The sequence below is a fragment of the Sphingobium sp. MI1205 genome, from assembly GCF_001563285.1.
In the GTDB taxonomy this organism is placed as follows: Bacteria; Pseudomonadota; Alphaproteobacteria; order Sphingomonadales; family Sphingomonadaceae; genus Sphingobium.
Genome location: NZ_CP005188.1, coordinates 2,124,221 through 2,142,619 on the forward strand (window position 1 = coordinate 2,124,221; position 18,399 = coordinate 2,142,619).

19 protein-coding genes are annotated in these 18,399 nt (G+C 63.4%); 11 read left to right on the plus strand and 8 right to left on the minus strand.

Annotation, left to right across the window (positions count from 1 at the left end; genetic code table 11):
• The first annotated feature begins 26 nt into the window (after nt 1–26).
• From K663_RS10305 to K663_RS10320, 4 genes are read left to right on the plus strand one after another with little or no spacing between them, the layout of a single operon-like run.
• The gene (locus tag K663_RS10305) at nt 27–545 is read left to right on the plus strand and encodes a GNAT family N-acetyltransferase (RefSeq protein ID WP_062120691.1); all 519 of its coding nucleotides are present in this window, start codon (nt 27–29) and stop codon (nt 543–545) included.
• Between the two features lie 43 nt (nt 546–588).
• Entirely contained in the window at nt 589–1,155 is a 567-nt protein-coding gene (locus tag K663_RS10310; protein ID WP_062120694.1) for a DUF1285 domain-containing protein, read from the plus strand.
• The gene (locus K663_RS10315; RefSeq protein WP_062117008.1) at nt 1,152–1,763 is read left to right on the plus strand and encodes a CoA pyrophosphatase; all 612 of its coding nucleotides are present in this window, start codon (nt 1,152–1,154) and stop codon (nt 1,761–1,763) included. The genes K663_RS10310 and K663_RS10315 overlap by 4 nt, the downstream gene beginning before the upstream one ends.
• Nucleotides 1,744–2,955, plus strand: a complete 1,212-nt coding sequence (locus K663_RS10320) for a CCA tRNA nucleotidyltransferase (protein ID WP_062117011.1) — start codon at nt 1,744–1,746, stop codon at nt 2,953–2,955. The genes K663_RS10315 and K663_RS10320 overlap by 20 nt, the downstream gene beginning before the upstream one ends.
• Here K663_RS10320 and K663_RS10325 read toward each other — a convergent pair.
• The gene (locus K663_RS10325) at nt 2,919–4,535 is read right to left on the minus strand and encodes a putative bifunctional diguanylate cyclase/phosphodiesterase (protein ID WP_443018923.1); all 1,617 of its coding nucleotides are present in this window, start codon (nt 4,533–4,535) and stop codon (nt 2,919–2,921) included. The two genes, K663_RS10320 and K663_RS10325, sit on opposite strands and share 37 nt — an antisense overlap.
• A 218-nt stretch (nt 4,536–4,753) precedes the next feature.
• Nucleotides 4,754–7,042, minus strand: a complete 2,289-nt coding sequence (gene parC, locus K663_RS10330; RefSeq protein WP_062117016.1) for a DNA topoisomerase IV subunit A — start codon at nt 7,040–7,042, stop codon at nt 4,754–4,756.
• 150 nt (nt 7,043–7,192) lie between these two features.
• Here parC and otsB point away from each other — a divergent pair, with 150 nt between their 5' ends.
• The 5 genes from otsB (at nt 7,193) to purC (ending at nt 12,318) form a co-directional block, all read left to right on the plus strand.
• Nucleotides 7,193–7,960, plus strand: a complete 768-nt coding sequence (otsB, locus tag K663_RS10335) for a trehalose-phosphatase (protein WP_062117019.1) — start codon at nt 7,193–7,195, stop codon at nt 7,958–7,960.
• Nucleotides 7,961–8,109: 149 nt separating this feature from the next.
• Nucleotides 8,110–9,834 carry a glycoside hydrolase family 15 protein gene (locus K663_RS10340; protein WP_062120698.1) on the plus strand — a complete coding sequence of 575 codons (1,725 nt, stop codon included), beginning with the start codon at nt 8,110–8,112 and terminating at the stop codon, nt 9,832–9,834.
• Nucleotides 9,831–11,240, plus strand: a complete 1,410-nt coding sequence (gene otsA / locus K663_RS10345) for an alpha,alpha-trehalose-phosphate synthase (UDP-forming) (RefSeq protein ID WP_062117021.1) — start codon at nt 9,831–9,833, stop codon at nt 11,238–11,240. The genes K663_RS10340 and otsA overlap by 4 nt, the downstream gene beginning before the upstream one ends.
• 37 nt (nt 11,241–11,277) lie before the next feature.
• Nucleotides 11,278–11,409 (plus strand): hypothetical protein, encoded by a 132-nt coding sequence (locus tag K663_RS25080; protein ID WP_256381918.1) that lies wholly within the window; start codon nt 11,278–11,280, stop codon nt 11,407–11,409.
• Between the two features lie 126 nt (nt 11,410–11,535).
• A complete protein-coding gene (purC, locus tag K663_RS10350) occupies nt 11,536–12,318 on the plus strand; it encodes a phosphoribosylaminoimidazolesuccinocarboxamide synthase (RefSeq protein WP_037466417.1) in 783 nt (260 codons plus the stop codon).
• A gap of 17 nt (nt 12,319–12,335) precedes the next feature.
• Here purC and K663_RS10355 read toward each other — a convergent pair whose 3' ends face one another.
• Nucleotides 12,336–13,088, minus strand: a complete 753-nt coding sequence (locus K663_RS10355) for a sulfite exporter TauE/SafE family protein (protein WP_062117023.1) — start codon at nt 13,086–13,088, stop codon at nt 12,336–12,338.
• Nucleotides 13,089–13,136: 48 nt separating this feature from the next.
• Nucleotides 13,137–13,286: a hypothetical protein gene (locus K663_RS24640; protein WP_201026623.1), complete on the minus strand. Its 150-nt coding sequence runs from the start codon at nt 13,284–13,286 to the stop codon at nt 13,137–13,139.
• 126 nt (nt 13,287–13,412) lie between these two features.
• Between K663_RS24640 and purS the strand changes: the two genes are divergently transcribed.
• Nucleotides 13,413–13,646, plus strand: a complete 234-nt coding sequence (gene purS, locus K663_RS10360) for a phosphoribosylformylglycinamidine synthase subunit PurS (RefSeq protein WP_022683267.1) — start codon at nt 13,413–13,415, stop codon at nt 13,644–13,646.
• Between the two features lie 3 nt (nt 13,647–13,649).
• The gene (gene purQ, locus K663_RS10365; protein ID WP_062117026.1) at nt 13,650–14,324 is read left to right on the plus strand and encodes a phosphoribosylformylglycinamidine synthase subunit PurQ; all 675 of its coding nucleotides are present in this window, start codon (nt 13,650–13,652) and stop codon (nt 14,322–14,324) included.
• Nucleotides 14,325–15,165: 841 nt separating this feature from the next.
• Here the strand turns inward: purQ and K663_RS10370 are convergent.
• From K663_RS10370 to K663_RS10385, 4 genes are read right to left on the minus strand one after another with little or no spacing between them, the layout of a single operon-like run.
• The gene (locus tag K663_RS10370; RefSeq protein ID WP_062117029.1) at nt 15,166–15,690 is read right to left on the minus strand and encodes an A24 family peptidase; all 525 of its coding nucleotides are present in this window, start codon (nt 15,688–15,690) and stop codon (nt 15,166–15,168) included.
• Nucleotides 15,687–16,520 (minus strand): tetratricopeptide repeat protein, encoded by an 834-nt coding sequence (locus K663_RS10375; RefSeq protein ID WP_062117031.1) that lies wholly within the window; start codon nt 16,518–16,520, stop codon nt 15,687–15,689. Before K663_RS10375 ends, K663_RS10370 begins: the two co-directional genes overlap by 4 nt.
• Nucleotides 16,517–17,407 (minus strand): tetratricopeptide repeat protein, encoded by an 891-nt coding sequence (locus K663_RS10380; protein ID WP_145902262.1) that lies wholly within the window; start codon nt 17,405–17,407, stop codon nt 16,517–16,519. The genes K663_RS10375 and K663_RS10380 overlap by 4 nt, the downstream gene beginning before the upstream one ends.
• Before the next feature lie 20 nt (nt 17,408–17,427).
• Nucleotides 17,428–18,399 (minus strand): type II secretion system F family protein, encoded by a 972-nt coding sequence (locus K663_RS10385; protein WP_062117037.1) that lies wholly within the window; start codon nt 18,397–18,399, stop codon nt 17,428–17,430.

Consider the following 18,399-nt stretch of genomic DNA (forward strand, 5'->3'; position numbering starts at 1 on the left):
CGCCATTGACGACGGATCGGCAAGACGTGTCTCATATCGTGCCCCTCAACATGGTGGCGGAAGAGGCGATCGAGCAACTGCTCGACGCCGCATTCGGCCCCGACCGGCACGGCCGCACCGCCTATCTGATCCGGGACGGCATGCCCTGGCTGCCCGAACTGTCCTTCGGCATCGTTGATGAGCATGGCGAACTTGTCGGCTCCCTGCAAAGCTGGCCCGTCGCTCTTACAGATGAGGATGGCGCGCAGACCCCGCTTATCATGGTCGGCCCCGTCGCCGTTTCACCCGCCCTGCAACGCACCGGCCATGGCCGCGCCCTGATGGACGCCGTAGTCACCGCCGCCCGCAATCACCGCAGCGAGCCGCTCATGATGATCGGCGATCCCGAATATTATGGCCGCTTCTGGGGCTTTACGGCGAACGCCACGCAAGGCTGGACGTGCCCCGGCCCGTTCGAGGCACGCCGCCTGCTCGCCCTGTCGGTGGATGGCCGCGCACTGGGCGGCCAGGGCATGCTCGGCCCGCGAATCACGGCGCGCGCGTAATTTCCCTTTTGCCTTCGATGGCGCGCGATCCTATCTCGACGCCATGCCGATGGACCCGCCCCCCGATCTTGCCACCCTGTCGCTGGCCGACATCGCCCGACTGTTGGCCGAAAAGCGCCTGCCCCCGGTCGAAAACTGGAATCCCGACCATTGCGGCGACAGCGAAATGCGCATCGCCCGCGACGGAACATGGTTTCATCAGGGCTCCCCGATCGGTCGCGAAGCCATGGTGCGGCTGTTCTCCACGATCCTGCGGCGTGAGAAGGATGGGACTTATGTCCTTGTAACGCCCGTGGAAAAACTCTCCATAGAGGTTGAGGACGCCCCTTTCGTCGCCGTCGAACTGAAGAGCGAGGGCGAAGGACGCGACCGCGCGCTGGCATTCCGCCTCAACACCGGCGACCTGGTTTCCGCCGATGCCGGGCATGCCTTGTCGATCCGCGAAACCGCCGATGGCCCACATCCCTATCTTCACGTGCGCGGTGAGCTGGATGCGCTCGTCAACCGCAGCGTCTATTATGAGTTGATGAACCTTGCTCTGGATGAAGGCGGCGACCCGGTCGGCCTGTGGAGCAACGGCGTCTTTTTTGCGCTGGACGGATCGGCATGACGCTGGCTGAGCGGTTGCGTATCGCCCTGATGGAAGGGCATGCGCGCGAAGTCGGCATAACCGATGCCGACACGCGCGATCCGCGCATCGATGGGGAGATTTCCCTCTCGCCCGCTGCGGTGCTGGTCGCCATCACCGACCGGCCCGATCCTGGCCTCATTCTTACCGAGCGCGCCGCCTCCATGCGGACGCATGCCGGGCAGATCGCTTTCCCCGGCGGCCGCGTTGATGAAGGCGATGCCGACGAGATCGCCGGCGCCCTGCGCGAGGCACAGGAGGAAATCGGCCTCGCCCCTCACATGGTGGACATTGTCGGCATATCCGATCGCTATTGCACCTTCACCGGGTTCGATGTCGTGCCGGTCCTTGGCGTCATTCCGCCCGATCTGCCGCTGACGCCGCATGCCGGCGAAGTTGCCGACTGGTTTGAATTGCCCCTGTCCTACGCCCTTGATCCTGCCAATCGTACTCGTCATTCTATTGAGTTTCAGGGACTTGAACGGCATTATTATGAAATAATGTGGAATAACCGCAGGATCTGGGGGATCACCGCCGCCATCCTTGCCAACCTCTCGCGGAGACTGGGCCATGACCGCCTTCTTGCCTGACGCGCAATGGCGTCACCGGCCGGGGCTGGACGGCCTGCTCGCCGCGCTGGAGGTGGAACAGGGCCTCGTCCGCTATGTTGGCGGCGCGGTGCGCGACGGCCTGCTGGGCCTGCCTGTCAGCGACCTCGACATCGCGACCGTGCTGGAACCACGCGCCGTCGTGAACCATCTGAAGGCGGCAGGAATAAAGGCGGTGCCGACCGGCATCGACCATGGCACCATCACCGCCGTCATCGGCGGCTGGCCCGTGGAGATCACCACCCTACGCCGGGACGTCAGCACCGACGGCCGCCGGGCCACCATCGCCTATACCAGCGACTGGCGGGAGGACGCCGCGCGCCGCGACTTCACGATAAATGCGCTTTATGCCGACCCGCTCACCCTTGAAATAACCGACTATTTCGGCGGCGTGGCGGACCTGGAGGCAGGCCGCGTCCGCTTTATCGGCAGCGCCGCCGCGCGGATTGCGGAGGATCATCTGCGGATCCTGCGCTATTTCCGCTTCCTCGCGCGCTTCGGCCGGGACATGCCCGATGATGAAGCCTATGCCGCCTGCCGCGCCGCCGCCAACAGCCTGATGGCCCTGTCGCGCGAGCGTATCGCCGATGAATTGCTGAAACTGCTCGCCCTGCCTTCACCGCTCGCCTCGCTGCGCCTGATGATCGACGGCGGGATACTCATCCCGGTGCTGCCGGAAATCGGCTCGGGCGGGATTGCGCGGGTGGAACAATTGATTGCGCGCGAAGCCGCCTCAGCGACGCCGCCCGCAGCCCTGCGCCGCCTTGCAGCGCTGCTGCCGCCAGACCCGCGCACCGCCGATCTGGTCGGCGCTCGCCTGAAATTGTCGAACAAGGTGCGCAAGCGCCTCGTTCTGGCGCTCGATGGCGACGCGGCCGGCATTTCACCCAGGGCACTCGCCTTTCACATCGGCGTGGAAGGCGCGATCGACCGCATTCTGCTCGACCCCGCCGCTCCAGTCGAAAGCCTCCAGCCGCTTGAAGGGTGGACCCCGCCGCAATTGCCCATCGGCGGCGGCGCGCTTATTGCGCGGGGCCTGACGCCCGGCCCGGATGTGGCCAAGGCGCTTGGTGAAGTGCAACGCCTGTGGGTGGAAGAAGGCTTTCCCGACGCAGACCGTGTCGGCCAGATCGCCGATCAGACCGTTTCGAAGTTCCAGCGCGCACGCCAGTAATCGAACGCTTCGCCTTCCGGCATCGGCCGCGCGAAATAGAAACCCTGACCATTGCCGCAACCCATGGTTTGCAACGCATGCGCCAGTTCCTGCGTCTCGATTCCTTCCGCCGTGACGGAAAGGTTCAGCGATTCGGCGAGCGACAGGATGGTGCGCACGATGGCCTGCTTGTCCTTGTCGTCCAGCATCGTCGAAACGAAGCTGCGATCGATCTTCAAAATGTCGATCGGCAGGCTGTGAAGGCTGGCTAGGTTCGAATATCCAGTGCCAAAATCGTCCATCGCGATCGGCATTTGCAGATCCTTGAGCGCAACCAGCAGCTTGCGCGCCTTGTCGGGATCGACGATGATCGCACTTTCGGTCAGTTCGGCGGTCAGCCGGTTACCGGAAACGCCCGAATAGCGCAGCGCCTCCTCGAACATCGACGCAACATCGTCGCGCGCCATCTGGATCGGCGACAGGTTCACATTGACGCCCACGGGCATTGGCTGGCCAAATTTGATGTCCCAGCGGCTGAGCGCCTGCGCCGCCTCATAGGCCGCCCAACGGCCCAGCGGGGTGATCAGGCCGCTTTCTTCCGCTACGGCAATGAATTCCGCCGGCGACACATGGCCCAGATCAGGGTCATGCCAGCGGGCAAGCGCTTCGAAACCGGTGATCTCGCCCGTCTGAAGATGGATCAAGGGCTGGTACGCCAGCGTCAACTCGCCCTGCGACAATGCAGTACGCAGCCGGCTTTCGATGGAAAAGCGCCGCTGCGCTTCCTTCAATACGCCGTTGCGGTAGATTTCCAACTTACCGCTGCGTTTCGCAATTTTCACCGCTGCCTGCGCCTTTCGCACGACATCGTCCGGGTCATCGTCCAAGCCCGTCGATAAGGCACAGCCAATCGCGCAATCTACGCGAATCTGGAGATCGCTCAGCCGGATCGGGGAATTCAGCGAATCCTGGACCCTCTGAACGATGTGAATACAGTCTGACAAACCATTGTTAAGGCGAGCAAATATGGCAAAGTCATTGCCACCGATCCGCGCCAGAAGATCCCCCTGCCGCAGGTTCGACTTCAGCCGCTTGGCAACGGTGATGAGCAGTTCGTCGCCCGCCAGTGGTCCGAGGGATTCGTTGACGCGGCTGAACCGGCTCAGGTCGATGGCGATGATCCCGAACTTGGCATTTTCCGGCCAGGGACCATTGCGCAGCCGATCGTCAATTTCTTCGCCAAAGCCCGCCCGGTTGGGCAAGGCGGTCAGACCATCCGACAGCAATTCACGCCGCAGGTTCTTTTCGGTCGCCCGATCCCCCGTGCGATCCAGCGCCGTAAACAGGATCAGCTTCGCGCCTTCTTCTTCGACGGGCAAAGATCCGGCGGTGCAGAGGAAATATTCAGGGCCGAGCGGCCCATCGCGCCTCAATTCGAAGAAGGACGAGCCGGTCCTCGCCAGGGCCATCTCGATGATCCGGTCACGCCAGGCATCCGAATAGGGCGGCTCGGCGGCGGGATCGTAATTTATCAGAAACTTGTGATAAAAAGACTGGTTGACAGCAACGAGTGTTAAATCCCTGTCTTTCAAGCAGAACATTGCAGCCGGCTGGGGCATTGCGTCCAGCCAATGATCCATTTCCCCCAGACAGCGCAGATGCGTGCGAGCGAACCTCGCGAGGAGGTCGTCGTCCGGCCTTTGATCTGGCCGAATACGCGCAGGGAGCGACTTCATACCCCCGCACTAGGCGGAAGTGGTAAATTTTCAGGAAACAACTTCCCCTGATTTCAACCAGATGGAATTAATCTAACGTCTGTTCAAAAGCGATTGTCGCGCGGGAATCCCACCGGCGGCATTCGTCCAGCCGCACCGCGCGCCACGCGCCAGGGCGTCATATCCGCCTCCGTCCGGGTCCGTCCGCTGCCACCCCCCATCGTCCAGCTTAGGCCGTCACTCATGCGGAATGTCACCGCATCGGACAATCCGCCGTCCCGGTATCGCTGCATCTGGACGCCCTGACCGCGCGCCATGCGCGGCATTTCGGCGAGCGGGAAAACCAGCAGTTTGCGGTTTTCACCCACGACGGCGACGCTGTCCGCCTCCGCCCCGATCTTGCGAACAATGGCCAGACGGGCTCCGGCACGCACGTTCACCACCTGCTTGCCCTTGCGCGTTTCGGCGATCACATCAGCCACCGCAGCGACAAAGCCGCGCCCGTCAGACGCGGCCAGCAGCAATTCGCCCCCCGTGCTGGCCGGAAACAGCGTCACGATCTCGCCCTGGTCGTCCATGTCGACCAGAGAGCGGACCGGATCGCCAAAACCGCGCCCGCCAGGCAGCTTGTCCGCGCCCAGCGTGAAGATGCGCCCGCTCGACGTCGCCAGCAGCAGCTTGTCCGTCGTCTGCGCGTGAAAGGCGATCTTGGGGCCGTCCCCTTCCTTGAACTTCAGCGTATCAGCCGCCGCCAGATCCCGATGGCCGCTCATCGCCCGTATCCAGCCGCGTTCGGACAGGATGACGGTGATAGGCTCGCGCTCGATCATCGCCTCCAGCGGGATCTCGCGCGCCGGACCCGCCTCCTCGACCAGCGTGCGCCGCCTGCCAAAATCACTGTCAGGCGAATAGCGTTTGCGAAGGTCGGCCAGATCTTTCTTCAGCCGCGTTCGCTGCCGCGTTGGGCTTTCGACCAATTTGATGAGGTCGTCGCGTTCCTTGAGCAACGCGGCATGCTCGCGCCGCAACTCCATCTCCTCCAGCTTGCGTAAGGAACGCAGCCGCATGTTCAGGATCGCTTCGGCCTGCCGGTCGGTAAGCTGGAACTCCTCCATCATCACCAGCTTTGGATCATCCTCGGTGCGGATGATCTCGATCACCCGGTCGAGGTTGAGATAGGCGATGATATAGCCGTCCAGCAGCTCCATCCGCGCCGTGATCTTGTCCAGCCGGTGCCGCGCGCGCCGGACCAGCACGTCGATCTGGTGCTTGAGCCATTCGACCAGAACCGTTTTCAGCCCCAACACGCGCGGCGTCCGCGTGGCGTCCAGCACGTTGAGGTTCAGCGGAAAGCGGTTTTCCAGGTCGGTCAGCCGGAACAGGCTGTCCATCAGCACATCTGGATCGACCGTGCGGGCGCGCGGTTCGATGATGATGCGAATCTCCGCGTCGCTTTCATCCCGCACATCGGCCAGGATCGGCAGCTTCCTGTCGTTGATGAGCGCCGCGATCTGCTCGATCAGTTTGGATTTCTGCACCTGGAACGGGATCTGCGTGACCACCGCGACCCATGTACCGCGCCCGCCATCTTCCTTGTGCCAGCGCGCGCGGGTGCGGAATGATCCGCGCCCTGTCGCATAGGCTTCCGAAATGATGGCGGCATTGTCCACCAGCACGCCGCCGGTCGGAAAGTCCGGCCCGCGCACGATCTGCATCAGGTCGGCATGCTCAGCGTCTGGATTGTCGATCAGCAGGCTCGCGGCGTCGATCAGTTCGGCGACGTTATGCGGCGGAATGCTGGTCGCCATGCCCACCGCGATGCCGCTCGCGCCATTGGCCAGCAGGTTGGGGAACAGGCCGGGGAATACCTCCGGCTCCTCATCCTCGCCATTATAGGTGGGGCGGAAATCGACGGTCCCTTCGTCCAGCCCCGCCATCAGGTCGGCCGCCGCCTGCGTCAGCCGCGCCTCGGTATAGCGCATCGCCGCCGCGTTATCGCCGTCGATATTGCCGAAATTGCCCTGACCATCGACCAGCGGCGTGCGCAGCGAAAAATCCTGCGCCAACCGGACCATGGCGTCATAGACCGACGTATCGCCATGGGGGTGATATTTGCCGATGACGTCGCCCACGACGCGGGCGCATTTCTTGTAGGACGTCGTGTTGCGCGCGGGGTTGGCGACCAGCACATCGGGCGCAGCGCCGGCCGGCTCCATGCGCAGCAGCCGCATCGCCCACAACAGCCGCCGATGCACGGGCTTCAACCCATCGCGCAGGTCCGGCAGGGATCGCGCCGTGATGGTGGAAAGGGCATAGACGAGATAGCGCTGCGACAGCGCATCGTCGAACGGGTGATCCTTGATTGCGTCGAACGGGTCACGAAAATCGGTCATCGCGTTCGGAATAGCAGCGCAACGACAAAACGGAAACGATGTTTCAGGGGCATGGCATCAAGGCCGCCCCCCAAGGGACCGAGCCGAAAAAATCGCTCCACCCTTGCTGCAGGGGGTTGCACATCTGACGGCACGCGCCACCTTGCGCGCGTGTCCGAATCCTCCCCGTCCCCCCTTCCCGACCTGCCCCCGCCGCCAGCTTCGTTGCTGATCGGGGCAGCCCTGTTCCTCGACTTCGACGGCACGCTCGCGCCGATTGCCGACACGCCCGACGGCGTGATCGTGGACAATGACCTGCTCACCATACTCGCCAGGCTGCGCGACGGGCTGGAGGGTCGCCTGGCCATCGTCAGTGGCCGGTCGATCATGACCCTGCGCGATCTGGGTTTTGCCGACTTCCTCCTTGCGGGAACGCATGGCCTTGAGTTTGCGGGGCCAGGCGAGGATGTCGAAGCGCCCCCGCGCCGCCCGGCCGTGGATGATGCGGAGGCCGCCTTCCACGCTTTCGCTGACGGCAAGCCCGGCATACTCGTCGAGCGCAAATCGATCAGCGTCGGCCTGCATTTCCGGGGCGCGCCGCAATGGGGCGCGGACGCGGGCGATCTGGCAAAGGACCTTGCGGGCAGGCTCGGCCTGGCGGTCCAGCCGGGCAAGATGCTTTTCGAACTGCGCCCCGGCGGCGCCGACAAGGGCAGCGCCGTCCATAAGCTCATGACCCGCGCGCCCATGGCTGGCGGACGACCGCTCTTCATCGGCGATGACGTCACTGATGAGGAAGGCTTTGCCGCTGCGGCCCAACTGGGCGGCGTCGGCATTCTGGTCGGCCCGCCCCGGGAGACGCTGGCCGCATTCTCTTTGGAACAGGTTGCCGCTGTCAGGCATTATCTCGAACGGGGATTGTCAGGCCGGGCTGAATGACGGCCAGCGCCCCCTCCGTTCGCGTGAAACAAGGGGGCAGACCGATAGTCAGGCACAGTCAAACAACCTACGCCGGTAACGAGCGCAATCTCGATCTTTGGCCCATCGGCAATTGCCAGGCATCCGCGCTGATCGATCGTGCCGGGCGGATGACATGGGCTTGCGTGCCCCGCGTGGACGGCGACCCTGTCTTTTCCGCCCTGCTCGACGACAAGGCATGGGACGCGCCGGATGCGCGTGGATTTTGGGCGATCGAGTTGGAAAACTGCGTCGAGGTTGAGCAGCATTATATTCGCAACACGCCGATCCTCGTCACCCGGCAAAGTGACGACCATGGCAATGCGATCGAACTGTACGACTTCTGCCCCCGCCATCGCCGCATGGGGCGCATGTATCGTCCGGTCGCCTTCACCCGTATCGTCCGCCCTGTCGCGGGCAGCCCGCGCATTCGCGTGCGGCTCCGCCCGACGACGTCATGGCAATCGGAACCTGTACCGATCAGCTATGGGTCCAACCATATCCGCCTCGTCCTGTCCTATATGGCGATGCGCATGTCGACCAACGCGCCCATCGGCCTCATCAGCCAGGAAAGCTGGTTCCGGCTCGAACATGACATGCATTTCTTCCTCGGCCCGGATGAGAGCTTTTCCGATGCGCTGCGTCCTGCGGTCGAACGGATGCTGGACGACACCATTCATGAGTGGCAGGTCTGGGTACGCGGCCTCGCCATTCCGGCGGAATGGCAGGAAGCCGTTATCCGCTCCGCCATCACGCTGAAACTTTGTCAGCATGAGGAAACCGGCGCGATCGTCGCCGCGCTCACGACCAGCATTCCCGAACATGCCCATTCAGGCCGCAACTGGGACTATCGTTACTGCTGGATCCGCGACGCCTATTACACGGTGGAGGCGCTCAACCGCCTCGGCGCGCTCGATGTGTTGGAAAGCTACCTCGTCTATCTCCGCAACATCGTGGACGGGGCCAAGGGCGGCCATATCCAGCCCCTCTACGACGTACGCGGCAACGCCACTCTGGAAGAGGGTGAGGCGGAGAACCTGCCAGGCTATCGCGGCATGGGCCCGGTCCGCGTCGGCAACGCCGCCTATTCGCAGATTCAGCACGACGCCTATGGTCAGATCGTCCTTTCCTCCGTCCAGGGCTTCATCGACCAGCGCCTGCTGCGCATGGCGGGCATGTCGGACTTTGAATCGCTGGAGGCAGTCGGCGAACGGGCGTGGGCCGTCTATGACCAGCCGGACGCTGGCCTGTGGGAATTGCGCACCCGCGCCCATGTGCACAGCTACAGCGCGGTCATGTGCTGGGCGGCGTGCGATCGCCTGGCCCACGCAGCCGGAGCGCTCGGCCTGCCCCAGCGGGAAGTGCACTGGCGCGAACGGGCGGAAATCATGAAGGCTCGCATCCTGCAATCGGCCTGGCGCACCAAAAGCAACGCCATCTCCGCCAATTTCGAAGACGACGCCCGCGACGCCTCGCTCCTGCAACTGCTCGACCTGCGCTTCCTCACCGCCGACAATCCGATGTTCGTCGGTACGCTCAAAGCGTTGGAGAAGGATCTGCGCCGGGGCAACAATATGCTCCGCTACAGCACGCCCGATGATTTCGGCGAGCCGGTAACCGCCTTCAACGTCTGCACTTTCTGGCTGATCGAGGCACTGCACCGCACCGGCCGAACGGAAGAGGCGCGGGTGCTGTTTGAGGAAATGCTGTCCCGCCGCACCGCTGCCGGGCTGCTGTCCGAGGACATCGACCCTGTGACCGGAGAATTGTGGGGGAACTATCCCCAGACCTACTCATTGGTCGGCATCATCAATTGCGCCGTTCTGTTGAGCAAACCCTGGAGCGTGATGCGATGAGCCGGCTGATTGTCATTTCAAATCGGGTAAGCAGGCCCAACAAGTCCGGCAATCAGGGCGGGCTGGCCGTCGCGCTGGCGCAGGCATTGCGCGAAAGCCGGGGCATCTGGGTCGGCTGGTCGGGCGAAGTCACTGAAAATTTCACCGGGCAGATCGGCTTTTCCGAGGATGAAGGCGTAAAGACCGCGACCATCGACCTGGAAGAACAGGATGTTGACGAATATTATAATGGATACGCCAACAAGACGCTCTGGCCGCTCTTCCACTTCCGCATCGATCTGGCCGAATATGCCCGCGATTTCGAAGGCGGCTATAATCGCGTAAATCAGCGCTTCGCCGACACCACGACCCCCCTCATCGAACCTGAAGACATCATCTGGGTTCAGGATTATCACATGATCCCGCTCGGCCAGATGCTGCGCAACAAGGGGCTTCAGAACCGGATGGGCTTTTTCCTGCACATCCCTTGGCCACCCACGCGCCTGCTCGTCTCGCTGCCCCACCATACAAAGCTCGTCCAGACGCTCTTCGCCTATGATGTGGTGGGGTTCCACACCGAAGAATGGCTCGAATCCTTCCGCCACTATGTCGAACGGGAAATGGGCGGGACGGTCGATGGCGACTTCATCACGCTGAACGGCCGAACCATTCAGGCGATCGCCTGCCCCATCGGCATCAATGCGCAGGAATTTGCCAAGGCCGCCGTCAGCGATACGGCCAGCACCATGTTCGAACAGGTCCGCCGCTCGCTTCAGCACCGCGCGCTGATCGTGGGCGTCGATCGGCTGGATTACAGCAAGGGGCTGGAGGAACGCTTCAACGGCTATGCCCGCTTCCTGAAGGATCATCCCGAACATCACCGCAATGTCGTGCTGACGCAGATCGCGCCGCCGTCGCGCGGCGAAGTCGAAAGCTATCAGCATATCCGCGCCACGCTCGACGCGCTCGCGGGCCGTATCAACGGCGAATATAGCGATGTGGACTGGAGCCCGGTGCGTTACGTGAACCAGGGCTATCCCCGTGACAAGCTGGCGGGCATCTATCGCGCCGCGCGGATCGGGCTGGTGACGCCGCTGCGCGACGGCATGAACCTGGTCGCCAAGGAATATGTCGCGGCCCAGGACCCTGAAGATCCCGGCGTCCTCATCCTCTCGCGCTTCGCCGGGGCGGCGACGCAGCTCAAGGACGCGCTGCTCATCAACCCCTATAGCCCGGAGGAAATGTCCGACGCCATCAACCGCGCGCTGTCCATGCCGCTCGATGAGCGCAAACGCCGCTGGAAATCCATGATGAAATGCGTCGAGGAACAGGACATCAGCTGGTGGCGGCAATGCTTCACCGACCGTCTGATGGCTGTCCGGCGAGAGGATGAGGAAAAGAAGCCGCAGATCGAGGTGGCGCAATAGCGCTTTCCTCTCCGGCTGGCTCCGCTACATTCGCCCGATGATGGACGATGGAGATGAAGGCGGCACCCTTGTTGACGCGATCCGGGCGCGATCCGGCGTCCTCCTGGGCGTCGTCGGTCTGGCGGCATGGCTGACGCTGGTCTGGTTCATGTTTGGCGATGTGCTGTAGCGCGCTAATTGCGCCCCTGCCCGCTTTGGTCTATGGGCCGACCCCTAGCAGCCCCGGCACCCGCTGATCCTTTTTCGATTCGCGTTTGCCGGGGCACATTTCTTTCTTGGGAAGACAGGAGCGCGCATGGCTCGTCGCCGCCAGATCTACGAAGGCAAGGCAAAGATCCTTTATGAAGGCCCCGAGCCGGGCACGATCATCCAATATTTCAAGGATGACGCCACCGCCTTCAACGCGCAGAAAAAGGGCACGATTTCCGGCAAGGGCGTGCTCAACAACCGCATTTCCGAGCATATCTTCACCCTGCTCGGCCAGATCGGTATACCCACCCACTTCATCCGCCGTCTCAACATGCGTGAGCAGCTGGTGCGGCAGGTCGAAATCGTGCCGATCGAAGTCGTCGTGCGCAACGTCGCCGCCGGTTCGCTCAGCAAGAAGCTGGGGATCGAGGAAGGCACGCAGCTGCCCCGCACGCTGATCGAATATTGCTACAAGGACGACGCGCTGGGCGACCCGCTCGTGTCCGAAGAACATATCGCCTGCTTCGGCTGGGCCACGCAGGAAGAGATGCACGACATCGCCGACATGGCGATCCGCATCAACGACTTCATGTGCGGCCTGTTCGCGGCCATCGGCATCCGCCTTGTGGACTTCAAGCTGGAGTTCGGTCGCCTGTGGGACGGCGACTATAGCCGCGTCATCCTGGCCGACGAAATCAGCCCGGACGGCTGCCGCCTGTGGGACATGAACACCGGCGAAAAGCTGGACAAGGACCGCTTCCGCCGCGACCTCGGCGGTGAAGTTGAAGCCTATCAGGAGGTTGCGCGCCGCCTGGGCCTGATGCCCGAAGGCGCCGACACCACCGTGCTGGACCTCGACACCCACCGCAAGAAGCGCAGCAAGGACTGATCGGCCGGACGCGCTGCTCAGGCGAGCAGCGCGTCCGCCATCAACTTGATGCCCAGCAGCACCATCAACACGTAGATCAGCGTGTAGAAACGCGCTGCATCGACCCGCCGCACCAGCGCCACCCCGGCAAAGGTCGCCGCAACCGCCACCGGGACCAGCATCGCCGTCGCCGTCAGATTGGCGTGCGTGAATTGTCCCAGCGCGCCATAGGCTGGCACCTTCATCCAGTTCATCGCGGCAAAGGCCATGGCGGTTGTCCCGACCAGCATGTCGCGCGGCAGCCGCTTGGGCAGCACCCACATCTGGAAGGGCGGCGATCCTGCATGGGCGATATGGCTGGTAAAGCCGCTCGCCACGCCGAAAAGCACGCCCACCCAATCGGGCGAACTGGACGGCAGCACGACCGCCCCGCCCCGCTCGATCCACAGCCGCTGTAGCCCGAACAGCGTCGAAATCAGTCCCAGCACGGCCAGCACCGCTGTTTCCGAAACCTGCGCCGCGAAGAAATAGCCAAGGCCGATCCCCATCGCCGCACCCGGCAGCATCACCGTCAGTATGTGCCGGTCCCAACTATGCCGGAACGTCCATACGCTGACCGTATCCTGCAGGATCAGGATAGGCAGCATGATCGCCGCGCCCCGCACCGGGTCGATCCCCAGCGCCATGACCGGCATGGCAAGCGCCCCGACCCCGGCAAAGCCCCCCTTGGCCAGTCCCGACAGGATCACCGCCAATATGGCGCAGGCATAATATAATGTGTCACCGTTCATGCCCGACCGCGTAGACAGACGGACGATCCGGCGAAAGTCGGTTTTTACTCAGCCGTTGGCGCGATAACCGATCAGCACGCCGAAAATGAATGTTGCGATCAGCGCCAGCTGGACGCGCCCATGGGGATCGTCATAGCCGACGATCTGCTGCCCGAAAGCGAAAAGCCCGACAAACATCGCCAGCGCAAGACCAGCCATCGCGAAAACCCTTCATCCAGTGCGCGCCCGATAACATGGCGCCCGCTAATAAAGGGATAATGCCTTGCCTGCCGCTGCTCACGGGACTAGGGGGTGCGCCATACCAATTCACGGAGTTTTGGCCGCATGAAAGCCCGCATCTTCGTCACCCTCAAGGGCGGGGTCCTCGACCCGCAGGGCAAGGCGATCCACCACGCACTCGACGGCCTTGGCTTTTCGGGCGTGAATGACGTGCGCGCGGGCAAGCTCATTGAGCTGGACCTGGCCGACGGCACCAGCGACGAGGATATCGACGCCATGTGCCGCAAGCTGCTCGCAAACACGGTGATCGAAAACTACCGCATCGAAAAGGTGGCCTGAGCCATGAAGAGCGCTGTCATCGTCTTCCCCGGCAGCAATTGCGACCGCGATCTCGCCATGGCGTTTGAAGCGGTCAGCGGTTCAAAACCGGCCATGATCTGGCACCGCGACACCGAATTGCCCGACGACATCGACCTGATCGGCGTTCCGGGCGGCTTTTCCTATGGCGACTATCTCCGCTCCGGCGCGATGGCGGCCCGTTCGCCCGTCATGCAGGCCGTGGCAAGGGCGGCCGATCGCGGCGCCTATGTCCTGGGTATCTGCAACGGTTTCCAGGTGCTGACCGAAAGCGGCCTGCTCCCCGGCGCGCTGCTGCGCAATGCGGGCGGCCACTTCATCTGCCGCGACGTTTCACTGACGGTCGAAAACGCCCAGACCGCCTTCACCAGCCGCTACGGCGCTGGCGAATCGGTGATTTTCCCTGTCGCCCACCATGACGGCAACTATTTTGCCGACGCGCAAACGCTCGACCGCCTGGAAGGCGAAGGCCGCGTCGCGCTGCGCTACGGCGAAAGCGTCAACGGATCCGCCCGCAACATCGCGGGCATCCTGAACGAAGCGGGCAATGTGCTGGGCATGATGCCCCACCCCGAACGCGTGATCGAACCCGCCCACGGCAAAACCGACGGCCGCCGCCTGTTCGAAGGCCTGCTCGAAAGCCTGCTAGCCCGCGCCTGACCCAAACCTTCTCTCGCCAGCGGGAGAAGGATACGCAGCCTTGCGGAGCGGAGCGAAGCTAGGCGAAGTTGGATGAGGGTAGTCGCGCTGCTCCCCTGCAGAGGATCAAAGCAGCCAGTCCGCTTGCGACCAAAGGCGGACGCCTCCTGCGGAACCCTGCGTTCCGAAAGCTGGCGTACAGATTTTAGAAATTGCATGCACCCTCAGGAGTGAAGAACAGCTTTATTGCCGGTCGTCATTCAAACTCTCGTGCATTCGCAGCCAGCCAACGCTACCAACGAACGATGCGCGTATATCTTCTGACCTTCATCTTGATCTTGCTTCGACCAACCATGGCTCAAGCCTGTGTGCCAGTGACATACGGAAGCGATAGAGAGAGGCTGGCAGAAGCCATTTCAGCGCTGAAAACAGCAGATGTCGCGCTTGATGGCGTGGTTACTAAAGGCAGTCGAGACGTCGGTTCAGTCGCGATTATCCGACCCCGCAAAATTTGGTTTGGCTCCAAGCAGTCGGAATATCATGTCCGCAAAGTAACCATGTGCGATGATGATTTCACTTCGGGAGAGCATGTTCGAATATTGCTCCACAGGCTACCTGAGCAAACATCCTTCTTTTCCAAGGCTTGGGCGTGGCTATGGGGGCCATCTACGGAGTACACGTCAGGGTTTTTTAGTTCACTAGAATTCGCTTGGGCAATGAGATCGAAAGAGATGCGACAGGCAGTTTCAAAGAAGAGTCGCCACTAATCTCGATCACCGATGAGCATTCGCCCTGTCCCAACGTCGGCTTCGACGTGATTGCCGTTAAAGATCGGACAGACCGCTCTCCACCCTTCTCCGCCCTACCGCAACCCCCTCACAAATTCCGGCAGATGCGCGACGCCGCTCGGATTAGGCCCCGCCATATACAGCGCCATGATCGTCCCCAGCGCGATCGCCACGCCATAGGGTATCGGCCCCTTGGGCGCGAAGATCGCCAGCGTGGAGCCGTCCCGCACGGATCGCGGCACCATCCGCCGCCCGGCCATGATCAGCAGCGCCAGCACGCCGCCGCCCACGGTCACATAGAAGAACCACGCCACCGACGCCTGCCAATCGAACCATAGCGCGCAGGCAGCGAGCAGCTTTATGTCGCCCCCGCCCATCCATCGCATCGCGAACAGCGCCGATCCCAGCGCGAATACCGCCAGGAACAGCGTGCCATTCTGCCAGATGTCATTCTCCCACCCGACAACTGCCACCCACGGCACGAACAGGCCGATGACCAGCAGCGGGAAGATGTTGGAAATACGCAGCTTCGCGATATCCTCAATCGCCGCAGCCAGCAGGATCAGGCACACGGCCAGCAGGATAATGTCCTTCGTCACGGCTTGCCTCCCATGCCTGCCAATGCGGCGGCGGCATCCGCCTGATAGCTTTCCGACACGGTCACGGCGCGACTGAGATAGGCGCGGGCCTTGACCGTGTCGCCGATGTTCAACGCCACCTTGCCCGCATCGCCCAGCCGCTTGGCCCAGCCATTGGCGTCATCCGCCGGGCGGCGTTCTATGTCGCGCCCCGCCATCACCTGCGCCGCGTCGCCATTGGCGATGATGCGTGGATCGTCGGGTGTCATCTCCTGCGCCCTGGCGAAGATGGCTGCGGCTTTCTCCGCCTGACCCTGCGCCATCAGCGACAGGCCATAATTGTTGAGGATCTGCACCGGCTTGTCGGTCAGTTGAAAGGCCTTTTCATAAGCCGCGGCGCTCAGCGCCCAGTTCTTCGCCGCGTCATAGGCAACGCCCAGCGCGCTCCACGCCCGCCACCGTTCCGCGCATCGCTCAACCGCGCGCCGCAGCGCCTGCGCCGCCTGCTCGGCCCGGCCCAAGCGCATATGCGCGATGCCCAGCCCCTCATCGACCCGGCAGTCGGTCGATCCCGCCTGACTGATCGCGGCAAAGCGCGCTGCCGCCTCTGCATCCTGCCTCCTGGCCAGCGCCATGCGGGCAAGGGCTATCTCCATCGCCGCCCCGTCATGCGGCTGCGCATCGGCGCGCCATTGGCTCAGCATGGCTTCGGCCTGGATCATGCGCCCGCCATCAATGGCGTCATCGATCAACCGGCCATAGTCCAGCGCGGAAACCGGAACCGTCATCGCGCCCGGAGCATCGCCAACCGGGGATGCCAACGCAGCCGCCAGCAGCAGAAGGACGCTCATCCCTGTTCCCCGTCCCACTTCCACAGCTTTTCGAACAGATCATCCGTCGCATCTCCGCCCGCCATCGTCGCGCAAGCGCGCGATGGCTTGGCGTCAGTACGAACCGGCGACAGATCAATGGAGTAGCCCGTCGCGGGCAGCCGCACGCCCACGCTTCCCGACTGTCCACAGCCAATGGCAACCGGCCGCGCCCGCGCCGCCGCAATGGAAGCAATCGGCGCCTTCAACTCCCGCGCCAGCGACAGGACGGGCGTTGATCGGCCATCATCAGCCACAGTCACGATGGCCGTCGTCAGTTGCGCCGTCTTGCGATCCGGCATGGCGGAGCGCGCCGCGCTGGCAGCCACCGTTTGCAACCGCACCTCGCCCATCGAAACGCGCTCCAGCTCCAGCCCGGAAGCTCGCGCATCCAACCCGGCAGAGACCACCGAACCACCCGCCGCCAGTTGCGCCAGCGTCGGACGCCGCGCCATTCCCCCGGCTGCACCCTGGCCGATCTGCGCCAGCAGCGCATTCGCCTCAGCCTGCAAACCCTGCGCTGTCAGGCTGCGCGCGAAGTTGCGATGAATGCGCTCATCCTGCGGCGCCCGCGCCAACGCCAGCTCGAAATATTGCCGCGCAAGGTCATGCCGCCCGATCGCCGCATAGCTAATCGCGACACCGTTCAGCGCATGCGCATCGCCCGGCTGATGCCGCATCGCCCGGCGATAGGCGTCCAGCGCCAGTGCATGCTCGCCCCGCGAAAACAGCAGGTCTCCCCGCGCCAGCGCATCCGCGCCCGTAGCGGCGGCGTCTCCATTGACCGGCCGGACAGCGATCTCCCGGTTCGCCGAACTGCATGCCGCGCTCGCGAAGATGAGCGCCACTGCAACTGCCCGTCTCATCATGCCCCGTCCCCCATTGTCATTCATCGTGCCATGACCGGCAGAATTTCACGGACCACGCGCACCACGGCGGGCAGCATCAGCACCCCGATCATCACCGGCAACATGCAGGCGACCAGGGGCACCGACAGCAGCACCGGCAATCGGTGCGCCTTCTCCTCGGCCCGCATTCGCCGCTTTTCCCGCATCTCTCCGGCATAGACGCGCAGCGTCTGCCCCACGCTCGATCCCAACTGGTCCGACTGGATCAGCAGCGTCGCGAACGACCGGATCTCATCCACATCGACATCGTCAGCCATCCGCCGCAGGGCGTCGGCCCGGCTGCGCCCCGCGCGCAGTTCCAGCACGACCTTGCCCAGCGCCGCCGATACCAATGGATGCGATATGGCAAGCTCACGCCCCACCCGGTCCATCGCCGCTTCCAGCCCCAGCCCCGCCTCGACGCACACCAGCATCAGATCCAGCGCGTCGGGAAAGCCGTGAACGATCGCCTCCTGCCGCCGCGCCGCCTTCGCCGAAATGAAGAGGTTGGGCAGGTACAGGCCGAGCACCGCGATGGCCGTCGCCATGAAATAGAGCTTCACCGGGCTGGGCGGCTCCGGCTTGCTAAGCGACATCAGCACCATCACCGCTGGCAGCGCCAGCGTCAACGTCAGCCGAATAAAGGTAAAGACCTTGGGCGCCTCGGGCGAGGCATAGCCCGCCGCGATCAGCCGCCGACGCAGGGAATCGCTCTGCGTGTCGGCCAGCGAAATGCCCAGCTTCTCGATCCGGTCGACCAGCTTCTTCCATTCGCTGTTGTTGCGCTCGTTCCGCAGGCTCTGCCCGCCACCCTGCACAGCGCCGCCGGACCCGCTGACGACGTCCAGCCGGCTGCGCACCTTGGCCGTGCGCGACAGCATTTCGGACACGCCATAGACGATCGCGACGATCGCGACGAACAGCAGGATCAGCAATACCGGGCGAAGCTGCGATATAAGGGCAAAGTCCAACAT